The sequence below is a fragment of the Collinsella tanakaei YIT 12063 genome (assembly GCF_000225705.1).
In the GTDB taxonomy this organism is placed as follows: domain Bacteria; phylum Actinomycetota; class Coriobacteriia; order Coriobacteriales; family Coriobacteriaceae; genus Collinsella; species Collinsella tanakaei.
Map to the genome: position 1 here is coordinate 110,738 of NZ_JH126470.1, position 14,128 is coordinate 124,865.

A 14,128-nucleotide genomic window follows, 5' to 3' on the forward strand; every position below is an offset into this window, starting at 1 on the left:
ACATGTCAGAATTCATTAGGCCCCAGGTTCAGGTCGAGGAAATCAACGATACGTGCGCCCGCGTATCCGTCGAGCCGCTTGAGCGCGGCTACGGCGATACGCTCGGCAACTCGCTTCGTCGCGTGCTGCTGTCCTCTCTCGAGGGCGCAGCCGTCGAGGCGATTCAGATCGATGGCGCTCAGCATGAGTTCATGTCGATCGATAACATGGTCGAGGATGTCACCGACATTGTCCTGAACGTTAAGGGCCTGGTGTTCCATTCGCTCGGTACCACGGATGAGGCTACCGCGACCATCTCGGTCGACGGCCCGTGCGAGGTTACCGGTGCGGACTTCTTCATCCCGTCGGAGTTCGAGCTCGTGAACCCCGAGCAGCACATTGCAACCCTCACCGAGGGCGGACACCTCACCATGAGCATGCGCATCGGCTACGGTCGCGGCTACGTTTCTTACGAGGCCAACAAGCGTGACAACGATCCCATCGGCGTCATTCACGTTGACTCCTTGTATTCGCCGGTCCGTCGTTGCGCCAAGCTCGTCGAGGCTTGCCGCGTTGGCCAGCACACCGACTACGATCGCCTTGTTCTCGAGATCGAGACCAACGGCGCCGTCGCTCCGCGTGAGGCTGTTGTTCAGGCCGCCAATATCATTAACCAGCATATGGCTGCCTTCATGAACCTTGCCGACGCCCCCGAGGAAGAGGAGGAGATTTCGATCTTCGCTCCCGAGCAGGCTAACGATAACGCCGAGCTCGACAAGCAGATCGAGGATCTCGACCTTTCGGTGCGCTCCTACAACTGCCTGAAGCGTGCGAGCATCCACTCTGTGCGCCAGCTTGTGGAGTTCTCCGAGAACGATCTGCTGAACATCCGCAACTTCGGTGTGAAGTCGATCGAGGAAGTCAAGGACAAGCTTGAGTCCATGGGCCTGAGCCTGAAGGCTTAAGGGACCGTGTTTTAGAGGAGAACCAGACCATGCGTCACAACAAGAAGAAGGGCCTGAAGCTCGGTACTGATACGAGCCATACCAAGGCCATGAAGAAGAGCCTTGCCAAGGCGCTCTTCGAGAACGACCGCATCAAGACCACCGAGACCCGTGCTAAGGCGCTGCGCAGCGTCGTCGAGCCCATCATCACCTGGGCCAAGAAGGGCGACCTGCACTCTCGTCGTCTCGCTATCGCCAAGCTGGGCGATAAGAACCTCGTGGCCGAGATCTTCGATAAGGCCGATCAGGGCATGTGGGCCGACCGCAACGGCGGTTACACTCGCATCATGAAGCTCGGCACCCGCAAGGGCGACAATGCCGAGATGGTCATCATCGAGCTCGTCACCGAGCCGGTCGTCAAGAAGGCCCCCAAGAAGGCTGCTGCTCCCAAGAAGGTTGCCGAGAAGGTCGAGGCTGCCGAGGAGACCGCCGAGGTTGAGGCTTCTGCCGAGGAGACCGCTGAGTAACATCAGCCGTATGGCGATATTGCTTAAGGTATATGAGGGGTGCTGAGAGGCGCCCCTCTTTTTGTATTTATGCAAAGTGCACTTTGGACGATAGTGCGGATTGGAACGATTGGGGGAGGGCGAACAATGATTGAGGTTTCCGGGGTCTCGGCATGCTATATCTCCGCTGATACGGGTGGGGACATTTGCGATCTCATCACTTCTCAATACGCCCTCAACGGCGTCTCCTGCTCGTTTTCGCCCGGCGAAGTCGTTAGTCTGGCCGGCTTGAACGGCTCTGGCAAGTCCACGCTGTCTCGCTTACTTTGCGCTATGCGCTTGGCTGACGCGGGCTCTGTTGTTGTCGATGGAGTTGATCCTGCAAAAAGCGAGCATGATCGCCTGGCCGTCCGCAAGGCCGTGGGTTTTGTCCAGCAAGATCCTGCCGATCAGATTGTTTCAACGCTCGTGTTTGATGAAGTTGCTTTTGGCCCCCGCAATCTTGGCTTGGACGAGGATGACGCATGCGAGCGCGTTCGTGCCTCGCTTGCCGCCGTGGGCCTCGACGGATTTGAAAAGCGCGATGTGAGCGGGTTGTCCGGCGGCGAGCAACAGCGTCTGGCGCTTGCCGGCGTATTGGCGATGGATCCGGCGTATTTGGTCCTCGATGAGGCGACATCTCATTTGGATAGCGCCGCCCGCCCCGCTTTCCGCGCACTGGTGGACGATCTCGCCCATAAGCGCGGTCTTGGAATCGTCCAGGTAACCCATGACCCGGTTGAACTGCTGGCATCCGATCGCGTGATGGTGCTCGATGCTGGCCGCCTTATATGGCAGGGCTCGCCCGAGGCCCTTCTTATGGGGAAGCACGACCTATGGGATTCCCTCACGCTGCAATCGATGTATGTCTCAGCCGTTCAGATGGCCCTAGAAGGCGGTGCATTCTTATCTAGCATTCGCAGTCCACATATGTTGGCCACGTGGCTTAAAGCGCCGTCTGGTAGCTTTGTACGTTCCCGCATTGCAAACGACGGACGCTTCTCCTCCTATGGACAAAATGAGCTTGATACCCAAAGCGCGACGAGCCGTCAGAATGGACGCGGCGGTATAGAGGTCCGTGACGTCTCGTTTGCCTATGATGACGCGCGCCCGGTTCTTCGGAGCGTGTCGCTTCGCGCCGAACCCGGCAGGCTCATGTTGCTTGCGGGCCGCTCGGGTTCCGGAAAGTCGACGCTTGCCATGTTGCTTGCCGGCCTTTCGCGACCAGACGCCGGGGAGATCTTTATCGACGGGCTGGCGGCGCATCCCGCGCGCTGCAGTCTTGCGTTCCAGCGCCCCGAGAACCAGTTGTTCTCGCAAACCGTGCGCGAAGAGATCGCTTTCGCGCCCCGCAACGCCGGAGTGGGGGCGGGGGAGCTTGATGGGCGCGTGCGCGAGATCGCCGCCCGTGTTGGCTTGGACGAGGAACTGCTCGATCGCTCACCCTTTGAGCTTTCCGGGGGGCAGGCCCGCCGCGTCGGCTTGGCGTGCGTGCTCTCGCTTGGTGCCCCCGCGTATGTGCTCGATGAGCCCACGGCGGGTTTGGACGCGCCGGGGCGTCGAGATTTGCACCGGCTTGTGAGGGAGCTTGCAGCTGAGGGGTCAGCGGTTGTGCTGATCAGCCATGATTTGGACGAGTGGCTTTGCGAGGTGGACGACGTCGCGCTGATGGCAGACGGTCGCATCGCGTGGTCGGGGCCTGCGGGCGAGCTGTGGGAAAGTCCGGGGATTTATCGTTCGGCTAGAATAGAGCCACCGGATAGCGCGATGCTGCTCGAAGCGCTTTGGGCTGCGGGAGTGCAACGTTCGGCGGATGCAAAACGGGTTGACGGGGGAATGGGGGTGTTCGATGGCGAGCATGAATAAACCCCTGGGGTCTTTTGTGGCTGCGGACACGCCGCTTGCCCGCGTCGATGCGCGCGTCAAGTTGCTTTTGCTGCTTGCGCTTACCGTATTGGTTTTTGCAGCGGACAAGCTATGGGCCATCGCGTGTATCTACGCCTTTTTGGCCCTTGTTATGCGTCTATTGCGTATGAGTCCGCGCGCGATAGCGTCCACGGCTAAACCGGTCTCGGTAATCCTGGCGTTTACGCTGATGGCGAACCTGGTGTCATGCGATGGCACGGGTGCCGTGGCGTTGGCTGGGCCGGTGTCGCTTGACCCCGCGGGCGGCGTACGCGGGCTTTTGGCGGTCCTTCGCATTGTTGCCCTGCTGGGCTTTTCGCTGTGCGTCTCGGCATCTACCACGCCGCCGCAGCTTAGCGACGCCTGCATCCGGCTCATGTCGCCGCTTGCGCACCTGGGCGTGCCCGTGGCGGATATAGGCTCGGTGTTGTCGCTGGCGCTGCGCTTCATCTCTGTTGTGGGCGAGGAGTTTCAGCGCATCCAGCTGGCTCAGCGCGCCCGCGGCGTCGAGTTTGACCAAGGGACCCTGCGCCATCGCATCAGCGTGTGGACGTCTGTGTTCACGCCGTTGATTGTGGGGCTGTTTAGGCGCGCGGACCGCCTGGCGGAGTCCATGGCCGCCCGATGCTATGCTGAGGGTTCCACGGCCGCTCCTCGTCCCGCCCCGCTTGCCGCGCGCGATCGCGCCATCTTGATGGGCGGGCTGGCATCCATGTTGGCGCTGGGCGCCGCGAGCCTGCTTCTCTAGTGTCGCGGGCTGCGTGCCGTAACGCGCGCCGCGCCCCGCGCGGGGGCATGCGAAGCCCATGCGCGCGGCCAACCTTGTAGTATTCTCGTCCAAAACGCGAACGCCCATACGGGCGGCATCGCTTGAGCTTTGGAGCTGTTGATATGACGCAAACACCCATTACCCAGTACCCCGAGCGCGAGGTTTTGGATGGAACCATCGTGCTGTGCGTGGGCTATGACGGCGCGCGCTTTAGCGGGTATGCCGAGCAACCCGGACAGCTGACCGTGGCGGGCGAGATCCGTCGTGCCCTGCAGGTCTTTTTGCGCCGCGACGTGGAGCTGACGTGCGCGGGCCGTACCGACGCCGGGGTTCATGCCATATCCCAGTACGTGAGCTTTCCTGCCTATGAGAGCGAGCTTGAGATTTTGCGAAAGCGCTGGATGAGGGCCATGGCGGCGCTGCTTCCCTCGGACATCTCGCTTAACCAGGTCTATCATGCCTCGCCCGGCTTCTCCGCGCGCTTCGATGCCCGCGCCCGCACCTATACGTACCGCATCGCCACGGGCGAGTCCAAGCCCTTGTTGACGCGAAACTATTGCTGGTGGCATCGCATGCCCCTGGACGTGGGCGCTATGGAGCGCGCGGCGGCGTGCTTGGTGGGCGAGCATGACTTTAAGAGTTTTTGCAAGGTGGCGTCTGCCGTGGGCAAGCCCACGTGCCGTTTTGTGCGCGAGGTATCGTTTGCAAGCGAGCGTCAGCTGGGTGAGGAACTGATTGCGTTCACCATTACGGGCAACGCGTTTCTGCACTCCATGGTTCGCACCATTGTGGGCAGCCTGGTGGAGGTTGGATCGGGTCGCAGGGACGAGGAATGGCTTGCGCAGGCGCTGGCTGCATGCGACCGCCTTGCCGCCGGTCCCACCGCTCCTGCCCAGGGATTATGCTTTATGAACGTCGAGTATGATGACGGCGTGCTGCTGCCCTGCCCCGTTGCGTAGGAATCCGGGACGTTGCCGAGTTCTGCGCGCCTGCGCTGGGTTGCGCCCGCATCCGCTCGCCCGCATTCGCTCGCGGGCGCTTCGCATGGCGCGGGGCGTGCTTTAAGCGACGCCTGTTTACCGGCATGAGACGAATTATGGTGCATGGGTGTTGAGCCTCTGTACTTGCCGTGCACGGGAGAGTTCATGATAAAGGGACGCGCACGCTGAGATACCATGACCAAAGACATCAAATGCTCAGTCTCTAACGGAGGAATATCCTTGGTTCGTCGTGCTCCAAAGCGTCCCTGCGTCTCGGTGGTTCTTGCGGCCCATAATGCCGGAGAGCACCTAACGCGCGCTATAGAGAGCGTACTTAACCAGGACTACGAAGACCTTGAGCTTATTGTTGCCAACTGCGCTTCGAGCGATAGGACCGCATCGGTGTGCGAACGTTTTGTTGACCGTGATATACGCGTTGAAGCGGTCTCGGTGGACAACAATTCGATGTCGTGCGGCCGCGCCGCCGCATGCAGCGTCGCCCGCGGGCGCTATCTGCTGTTTGTGGGGCAGGACGATTGGCTGGGTGCGGGCTTTTTGGATGCGATGGTCGCCGCCGCGCGCGAGCATGATGCACAGATGGTGACCCCCGAGTTCTCCGTTGATACCGAGCAGGCAGATGGCAGCCGTGTATTTGCAACCCTGTCTCATGAGTCTTGTTTTTGGGATGGTGCGGAGGCGTTTCATCAGGGCGCCGCCCCTTTTGTAGAAAACGGCGTGTTGGCGTTTGCCGCGGGGAAGCTCTTTGCGCGCGAGTGCATAGAGGCCATGGCCGAGCTACCCGATATGTGCCATAACGAGGTCTCCTTTATGACCGGGTGCGTTCGAGACCTTGAGCGCGTCGCCGTGGTAGAGGGCGCCCGCTACCATTTGCTTCAGCCTTCCACCCCCGCGCACGCTGCTTTTGATCCGGGCATGTTCGCTCGCTGCCAAGAGGATTACCGCCGTCTGCGCGATCTTTATGAGTATTGGGGCTTGCTGGATGACGCCGCTGCCATGAGCGCCGTGCACCGCAGGTATCTTCGTGAGCTTATTCGCTGTATTGAGAACGTGTGCGCATCGAGCAACCGCCTTTCCGCTGCGGAGCGTCGAGATCGCGTGCAGGATATGTTGGATGCTGCGCCTACGCGCGAAGCAATCGAGGCCGTCAAGGAATCGAGCCACGAGTTTGGCATCATGTATGCGCCGATTGCCCGCCGCAGCGTCATGGCGTGTTTCATGGGCGCGCGTATCCAGGATATTGTGGGCAGGGCTCTGCTGCCGTTTGTGTCTTATGCCGAGGCGCGCCTATAGCCCTTGCGTTGAGTCACTATATGCATGTTTGTGCATGCACCGCTCGTCCACAAGATAATCACTTATACAAATAGGTTGCAACTTCGGCCTACGGTTATGCACCGCCTACCGACATATCGCCAAATGATTGCCCACTTTAAGTCATCTTTGTAAAATGAATGGGATGAGGACTAATTCGTTTTAGTAATCGTTAAGCTTGAAACGATACACAAGCTAGGTGATCGGGGTGAAGCAAGATGGCTAAAAAGCGCAACGGGCGCCAAGACGCCATTCGCGATATTGTACGCAACAAGGATGTTCGCACCCAGCGCATGCTGGTAGACGAGCTGAAGGCGTGCGGATTTGATTGCACGCAGGCAACGGTGTCGCGCGATATCGCGGACATGGGTTTGCGCAAATTGCCCGAGGGCGTTTACGTGCTGGCAGAGGACCTTCACCTGCAGCGTATGGTCTCCGAATTGGTGACTGGCGTGCAGCGCACCGATAACCTGGTATTGGTTAAAGCGCAGCCCGGCACCGCGTCTGGCATTGCGGCTGCGGTCGACGCAGCGGAGCTGCCTGATGTGTTGGGTTCGTTGGCGGGTAATGATACGATTCTGGTAATCGCCCAGACCGCTGAGGATGGCGAGAAGTTCGAAAGCCTGATTACCAAGTTGAGGAGCGTACGCAAATAGTATGGTCGCCTTTGCACACATCGCAATGATTTCGCTGGTTATATTGCTGCCCATCGCCCTGGTGGCACTGTTGGTGGCGTATTGGATGAAGTCGCGCCGTTCGCGCGGGTAGCGAGGACCTTGCATCTCGCGATGCGGACGTCCCCGCGCGGACTGAGGCAACGCAGAAGTTTAAGCCGGGTTGGGATTGTTCCTAGCCCGGCTTTTTGCGTGCGGCGCGGATTTGCGCGCGGTGTTGAATCCGGGCCGAATGGGCGGGGCGCCGTGTGCGGTTTTGTCCGTAGCTGCGGGCGTGGCCGCGTTTGCGGCGTCGACGCTGTTTTCGAGCTTCAGTTGGACTTCGCCCTCTGCTGAAATGGGCCTCCGATTCACTCCGCTTGCTATTAATGCGGTCCAGTTGGAGTTGCGTGGATTGCGGAATACAAAGAGCGTGGCTTCTACCTGCGCTTTCTCGCAAGAGATTGCATTAGCCCGCTGGGAGAAGTCCAACTGGACGTCATTTTCAGCATCCCCAAGTCCAACTGGACCTAAAAAGTAGCATGAGGGTGCGCACGGACCTCAATTTCAGCAGAGGACGAAGTCCAACTGGAGCTCGAAAATAGCGTGATCATCGAATGCCCGCCAGCGAGGCGAAGAGAAGTCGAGTCCAGGCTTGTCGACGGCGCCGGTGGTGACGACGTCGATGTTGCCGCGCCGCCGTGCAAGTAGGGCCCCGCGCCGGCGTAGTAGGCGCCATGGTGTGGCGGCGAGCAAAGATAAAGAAGAAGGCCCGGGAAGCTCCGAGCCTTCTTGAGTCACCGTATGTATGCGTATTAATGCGGATTAGGATGTGGTGCCACCCGTGCCGCCGCCGGTCTCACCGCCACCGGAGGGAGGTGGAGTTTCGCCACCGCCCGTGTTGCCGCCACCGGTGCCGCCGCCGGTGCCGCCGCCGGAAGGAGGTGTGGTCTCGCCGCCGCCCGTGTTGCCGCCGCCGGTGTCGCCACCGCCAGTATTCCCTCCGCCGGTGTTACCACCACCGGCGTTGCCGCCACCGGTGCTACCACCGGTATTGCCGCCAGTGTTGCCACCGGTGGTACCGCCCGTGTTGCCGCCGGTTGAGCCGCCCGTGTTGCCGCCGGTCTCGGTACCCTCGCTGGGAGTCTCGGTGCCCTCCTCTTCCTCTTTGTTCTCGTCCTCTTCTTCCTCATCCGGGTCCTTGTACTTGCTACCGGAGAAATCCCAGGACGAATTCGCCTTGTAATCGGGTGTGTCGCCCTCGGGGAACTCCTCGCGGGCAACGCCGGAGAGCGCCTGGGTCATAAACGCCTTGAAGATGGGCAGGGGAAGGTCTGCGGTGCCGTAGCCGGAGAACGAGGCGTTGGTGCCGGAGCGCCCGGTCCAGATGGAGCAGACCAGCTCGGGGGTGTAGCCGACAAACCACAAGTCAGAGGTGCGGTTTGCGGTGCCCGCGGTACCGGTCTTGCCCGCGACGGGTTGGTCGATGTTGGGACGGCCGTAGTAGCCGGTGCCGCCGCTGGACATAACGCCCTTAAGAACGTCCGTCACGGCCTCCGCCTCGCCGGTGGTCATGATCTGGTCCGGATTATCCTCATGCTGGTAGATCACCTTGCCGGTGCGGGATGTGATCTCGGTGATGGCGACCGCCTCGCGATGGTAGCCGCCGTTTGCCAGCGCCGTGTAGGCCTCGGCCATCTCCAGCGGGGTGATGCTGGCGGTGCCCAGAGTGAGCGAGGGCACGTCCTGGAAGTTGGCGATCTCATCGGTGGTGTCGATGCCCATGCTGGCGCACATGTCGATGATCTTCTGGTTGCCAATGGCCTCTGCCACCTGCACGTAGCCGGTGTTGGAAGAGACCGCTGTGGCGGAGGCGAGGGTGCGCTCGCCGTAGTTGTGGTTGCCGTAGTTGCTGAACTCGGTGCCCCAGACCTTGAGGGGGGAGGAGCAGTTGAGCAGCACGTTGGGGCTCATGCCGGCCTTGATGGCGGCGGCAAGCGTGAAGGTTTTGAACGAGGAGCCCGTGGAGCGGCGCGACAGGGCGTGGTTCACGTGGTTCTCGTCCGCGTAATAATCCTTGCCGCCCACCATGGCCTTGATGTAGCCGGTCTTGGGGTCAACAACAACCATGCCCACCTGGAGCTCGTCGGCGCCTTCGGCGTTCATGCGCTCGACGGCGGTCTGCTCGGCCAGCGCCTGCAGGTTGGGATCGATGGTGGTCTTTACGGTGAGGCCGCCCTTGAAGATCATGTCGGAGGAGAACTCCTCCTGCAGTAGCGACTTTACGTAGTCGACGAAGTAGGGGTGGGCGAGCGTGCCGCTCTCGGGGATGCTGTTCACGTTGAGGGTGAGCGGCTCTGCCTGCGCGGCATCGCGCTCTTCCTCGGTGATCTTGCCGTTGGAGCACATGCGGTTCAAAACCGTGTTGCGGCGCTGGACGGCGTAGTCGGGGTTGACCGTGGGGTCGTAGCGCGACGGGGCGTTGGGCAGGCCCACAAGAAGCGCCGCCTCGGCCAGGGTGAGGTCCTTTGCGGACTTGCTCAGGTAGGTCTGCGCGGCGGTCTCGATGCCGTAGGCGCCATGGCCGTAGTAGATGGTGTTGAGGTACATCATCAGGATCTCTTCCTTTGAGTACACCTCTTCCATCTTGATGGCGATAAAGGCCTCGCGGACCTTGCGCTCGATGGTGTTGTCGAACTGCTCCTCTGAGAGGATGGTGTTGCGTACCAGCTGCTGGGTGATGGTGGACGCGCCCTCCGAGCCGCCGGTGAGCTGCACCATGACGGCGCGCGCGATGCCGATGAGGTCGACGCCGTTGTGCTCGTAGAAGCGCTCGTCCTCCGTGGCGACGGTGCCGTCAAGCACGTACTGCGACACCTGGTCGATGGTCACGCTCTCGCGGTTCTGCACGTAGAGGGTCGCGATCTCGGTGCCGTTGGCATCGAGCACCGTGGTGGGCTCGCTTACCATGTACTGGTCCGGATCCGTGTAGTCTGGCAGGTCGGACAGCCAGCGGTTGATGTTTCCCAGCATGCCGACGCCAAAGGCGATGCCGGCGATGAACAGGAATCCAACCAGCGAGACGATGATGAGGGGAATGGCGTGTGTCTTTGAGCGTTGGCGCATGTGCCGCTCGCGAGAACCCATAGAAACCTCCAACCGGTTGCGCGGGGCGAAACCTCCCTGCGCGCGGGTACTTACCAAATGAACTACAAATAGATATAGATTAGCGCAAGTGCCAGGTGCGGGTCCGTTGTATCCTGTGGCTGCTACAAACAACAGACGCGCTGCATACGCCGTGCAAGGGGGAGGTTCGCGCACCACATGGCCTCATCGTCCACACCTATACGCTACCGCGCGCCGGAGCTGCTGGCGCCCGCCGGCACGCTCGACGCCTTTCTCGCCGCGCTGGATGCCGGCGCCGACGCTGTCTACACCGGTGCCGGCGCCTTCAACGCCCGTGCCGCGGCAGATGACCTGACCTGCGAGGAGCTTGCCTGGGCGTGCGAGGTTGCGCACGGGATGGGCGCGCGGGTCTACGTGACCATGAACATCTTTGTTCGCGACGATGAGCTGGGGGAGTGCGTCGCCCTTGCCCGCCGCGTGCTCGACGCCGGTGCCGATGCCTTGATTGTGGCCGATTTAGGATTGTGCCGCCGCCTGCGCAGGGAGGTGCCGGACGTCGAGATCCATCTGTCGACCCAAGCGGGCGTGCATGCCGCCGCTGGCGCCGTGCTGGCCGCAGAGCAGCTTGGGGCGTCGCGCGTGACGTGCGGTCGCGAGCTTACGGTGAGCGAGATTGGGGCCATGGCGGCGACGGGCGTCGAGATCGAGGCGTTTTGCCACGGCGCCATCTGCATTTGCTACGCGGGGGCGTGTTCGTTTTCCGCGCGCCGGCGGGGCCGCTCGGCCAATCGCGGCGATTGCACCCAGCCCTGCCGCGTGCCTTACCAGCTGGTAGACGGTGTGGGCCGGCGCGTGGATGCGCGCGACGGCGACCTGTTGCTGTGCCCATGCGACTACCTGTCTGCCGGGCATTTGGACGAGCTGGTCCGCTCGGGCGTCGGGGCCCTCAAGATCGAGGGGCGCATGAAGAATCCGGATTACGTCTACAACGTGGTCTCGTGCTACCGTGAGGCGCTGGATGCCGCGGTGGCGCGCGTGAATGCCGGTGAGAGCGGTGCCGGGAGCGTCGCTGCCGGCGCGACCGCGAAGGCCGTCAGACGCTTGGCGCGCTCCTTTAACCGCGGGTTCACCGACGGCTATTTGACGGGAAGGACCGGGGCGAACCTTATGAGTTGGGAGCGTTCTTGCAACCAGGGCGTGCGCGTGGGCAGGGTCATAGACCGCCGGCATGAGGAGGTGCTGGTGGCATTTGAAGACGCGGTCGACGCCGGCGACACGCTGGAGGTGCGCTTTATACCAGGGCCCAACACCGCCAAGGATGCGCCCAAGCGCTGGCCCATGGTGCCCGCCCCGGTTGATGCCGCAGCCGGCGATAGCGTGTGGGTTCGCTGCAAGCGAAAGGTCGAGGTGGGCGCTCAGGTCAACCTTGTCCGCAGCGAGCGCTTGATAGATGCCGCGCGCGAAAGGGTGGCCGCCCTGCGCGCCGCCGGTCCGGACCCTGCCTCTGGACGCGATGACGCCGCGGGCCATCGCGCCGCCGAGCGGTCCTTGTCCAAGAACCAGGGGGCGAGCATACGAGGGGAGGCGGGCGACGCGGCTTGCGACGCTGCGGCCTGCGACGCCGAGTCGGTGCGAGCCGTCTGCATTGTCGACGACCCCCAAGCGGCGTCCGACCTGCTCGATGGATGTTATCCAGATGCCCTTTTAAGCTGGCGCCCGCAGGGGTTGGACGTGGTGCCTGCGGTGTTTGAGCACCGGCTGCTGGAGGCTGATGCCGACGCGTGGACGCGGCTTGTGCCGGCGCTGGGCGTGGTGCTGGACGAGGTGTCGCGTGAAGGCGATGCCCGGCGCCAGCGCGATCTGTGCCGCAGGGCCGCGTTTGTGGTGTGCCGCAACCTGACGCAGGTCGCTTACGCGCGCGAAGTTGGATGCGCCTTTGAGGTGGCCTCTCCCGTGACCGCCGCCAACGGCGAGACGGTGCGAGAGCTGTCCCGTCTTGGCGCGCGGTGCGTATGGCTTCCCGAGGAGATGGGGGAGGAGCGCATCGAGGAGATCTCGCGGACCCTTTCCGGTGGGGTCCGCCTCGCCGTGTGGGCGCACGGAGAGGCGCGCCTGATGGTGTGCGAGCACTGTGTGCTTACCGCCGAGGGGCCCTGCACGGAGACGTGCCTTGTCTGTCCGCGCCGCCTGGCGCCGCGCCTTTTGGTGGAGCGCGACGGCTCGCGCCTGCCGGTGGCGGTGGACGCCTTGGGCAGGACGCGCATCTTCGACGAGACGCCGCTCGATCTTGCGCACGCGGTGCCCCGGGTGATTTCGGCCGGCGTGACCGAGCTGGTGTATGACCTCACCAAGCTTCGCTCCCGCGTCGAGCTGTGCGCAAAAGAGGGATGAGGTAAGAAACTTTGGAAAGCTCACCCGCATAATTCGCGGCGTGGGCTACACTAAACAAATTGTGTATTCAAGCACCGCCGCGGGGCGCGAATCCCCTTTGGCGAGTATGCCGGGCGAGGGTGCTATTCGATTTAGCAGGAGGACAGAGTCTTGTTGCCAGTTGACGAGCAGATGCGAATCATCACCTCCGGCACGGCGAAGATCGTGCCCGAGGCCGACCTCAAGAAGAAGCTTGAGAAGGGCGAGCCCCTGAACATCAAGCTGGGCGTCGACCCCACCAGCCCGGACCTGCACCTGGGCCACGCCGTGCCGCTGCGCAAGATGCGCCAGTTCCAGGACCTGGGTCATCGCGTGACCTTGATCATCGGCAACGGAACCGCCACCATCGGCGATCCGTCCGGCAAGAACACTACCCGTCCGCAGCTTTCCCAGGAGCAGGTCGAGGCCAACGCGGAGACCTACGTCGCCCAGGCCATGAAGATCCTGGACCCCGAGAAGACCACCATCGTCCATAACGGCGACTGGATGTTCCCCATGGGCCTGAAGGAGCTGCTGGCCGTCGCGAGCAAGTTCACCGTCGCCCGCATCCTGGAGCGCGACGACTTCACTAAGCGCTACCAGTCCCAGACCCCCATCGCCCTGCACGAGTTCCTCTACCCCGTGATGCAGGCTTATGACTCCGTCATGATTAACGCCGACGTGGAGATGGGCGGTACCGACCAGCTCTTCAACCTGCTTGCCGGTCGCGAGCTCATGGAGAAGACGGGTATGGAGCCCCAGGTCGCGCTCACCATGCCGCTGCTCGAGGGCACCGATGGCGTCCGTAAGATGTCCAAGTCCTACGGCAACTACATCGGTCTGACCGATGCGCCTGCAGACATGTTTGGCAAGACCATGTCCATCCCGGACGAGATGATCGCCAAGTACTATCGCCTGGCTTCCTCCAAGTCCCTCGACGAGGTCGAGGCGATCGAGGCCTCCCTGACGGACGGCACCGGCGATCCCTACCAGCTCAAGCGCGCCCTCGCCCGCGACCTCATCACCACCTACCACTCCGCCGAGGACGCCGTGGCGGCAGAGGCTGAGTTCGACCGCGTCTTCAAGGAGAACCAGCTTCCCGAGGATATCGCCGAGGTCTCCCTTGACCTCACCCCCGGCGAGGACGGCACCGTGTACCTTGCCGGTCTTTTGAAGGATGCGGGTCTAGCGCCTTCTGCCGGCGAGGCCCGTCGCCTGATCGACGGCGGCGGCGTCAAGATCGACGGCGAGGCCGTGGCTCCCAAGAGCTATAACATCGATCCCGCATGCCTGAAGAGCGGCGTGGTGCTCCAGGTTGGCAAGCGCAAGTTCGCCCGTCTGGCCTAAAAGCCCCCGTGCCCGCGCGGCATAGAACGCAGATAAGCCGGCGATCGGTTCCCGTAAGGGGCCGGTCGCCGGCTTTATTCATGTATCGGTCCGTATTGTGCGGTTTTATACATGGGTTTTGGAGCATGGAAAACCGTCCTCC

The 14,128-nt window shown here is 62.3% G+C and carries 10 protein-coding genes; 9 read left to right on the forward strand and 1 reads right to left on the reverse strand.

The genetic code is table 11. The annotated features are described in order from the left end of the window. Positions 1–2: 2 nt before the first annotated feature. The 7 genes from HMPREF9452_RS07240 to HMPREF9452_RS07265 all read left to right on the forward strand — a co-directional run bounded on the left by HMPREF9452_RS07240 (position 3) and on the right by HMPREF9452_RS07265 (position 7,107). Positions 3–944 (forward strand): DNA-directed RNA polymerase subunit alpha, encoded by a 942-nt coding sequence (locus HMPREF9452_RS07240; protein ID WP_009141481.1) that lies wholly within the window; start codon positions 3–5, stop codon positions 942–944. A gap of 29 nt (positions 945–973) precedes the next feature. Beyond that, positions 974–1,450, forward strand: coding sequence for a 50S ribosomal protein L17 (rplQ, locus tag HMPREF9452_RS07245; RefSeq protein ID WP_009141482.1), 477 nt, complete (start codon positions 974–976; stop codon positions 1,448–1,450). Positions 1,451–1,576: 126 nt separating this feature from the next. Then, complete coding sequence (locus tag HMPREF9452_RS12280; protein WP_009141483.1) at positions 1,577–3,334, forward strand: ABC transporter ATP-binding protein; 1,758 nt, start codon at positions 1,577–1,579, stop codon at positions 3,332–3,334. Further along, on the forward strand, positions 3,318–4,121 hold the full coding sequence (locus HMPREF9452_RS11385) for an energy-coupling factor transporter transmembrane component T family protein (protein WP_009141484.1): 804 nt from the start codon (positions 3,318–3,320) through the stop codon (positions 4,119–4,121). The genes HMPREF9452_RS12280 and HMPREF9452_RS11385 overlap by 17 nt, the downstream gene beginning before the upstream one ends. A 143-nt stretch (positions 4,122–4,264) precedes the next feature. Next, a complete protein-coding gene (gene truA, locus HMPREF9452_RS07255) occupies positions 4,265–5,101 on the forward strand; it encodes a tRNA pseudouridine(38-40) synthase TruA (RefSeq protein WP_009141485.1) in 837 nt (278 codons plus the stop codon). A gap of 261 nt (positions 5,102–5,362) precedes the next feature. Beyond that, positions 5,363–6,433, forward strand: a complete 1,071-nt coding sequence (locus tag HMPREF9452_RS07260) for a glycosyltransferase family 2 protein (protein WP_040362626.1) — start codon at positions 5,363–5,365, stop codon at positions 6,431–6,433. Positions 6,434–6,669: 236 nt separating this feature from the next. Then, positions 6,670–7,107, forward strand: a complete 438-nt coding sequence (locus HMPREF9452_RS07265; protein ID WP_009141487.1) for an arginine repressor — start codon at positions 6,670–6,672, stop codon at positions 7,105–7,107. A gap of 822 nt (positions 7,108–7,929) precedes the next feature. Here the strand turns inward: HMPREF9452_RS07265 and HMPREF9452_RS07270 are convergent. Beyond that, positions 7,930–10,251 carry a transglycosylase domain-containing protein gene (locus HMPREF9452_RS07270; protein WP_009141489.1) on the reverse strand — a complete coding sequence of 774 codons (2,322 nt, stop codon included), beginning with the start codon at positions 10,249–10,251 and terminating at the stop codon, positions 7,930–7,932. A 177-nt stretch (positions 10,252–10,428) separates the two neighbouring features. Between HMPREF9452_RS07270 and HMPREF9452_RS11390 the strand changes: the two genes are divergently transcribed. Together HMPREF9452_RS11390 and tyrS are read left to right on the forward strand one after the other, a co-directional pair. Continuing rightward, positions 10,429–12,621, forward strand: a complete 2,193-nt coding sequence (locus tag HMPREF9452_RS11390) for a peptidase U32 family protein (RefSeq protein WP_009141490.1) — start codon at positions 10,429–10,431, stop codon at positions 12,619–12,621. A gap of 150 nt (positions 12,622–12,771) precedes the next feature. Next, complete coding sequence (tyrS, locus tag HMPREF9452_RS07280) at positions 12,772–13,986, forward strand: tyrosine--tRNA ligase (RefSeq protein WP_009141491.1); 1,215 nt, start codon at positions 12,772–12,774, stop codon at positions 13,984–13,986. The last annotated feature ends 142 nt before the right edge of the window (positions 13,987–14,128 follow it).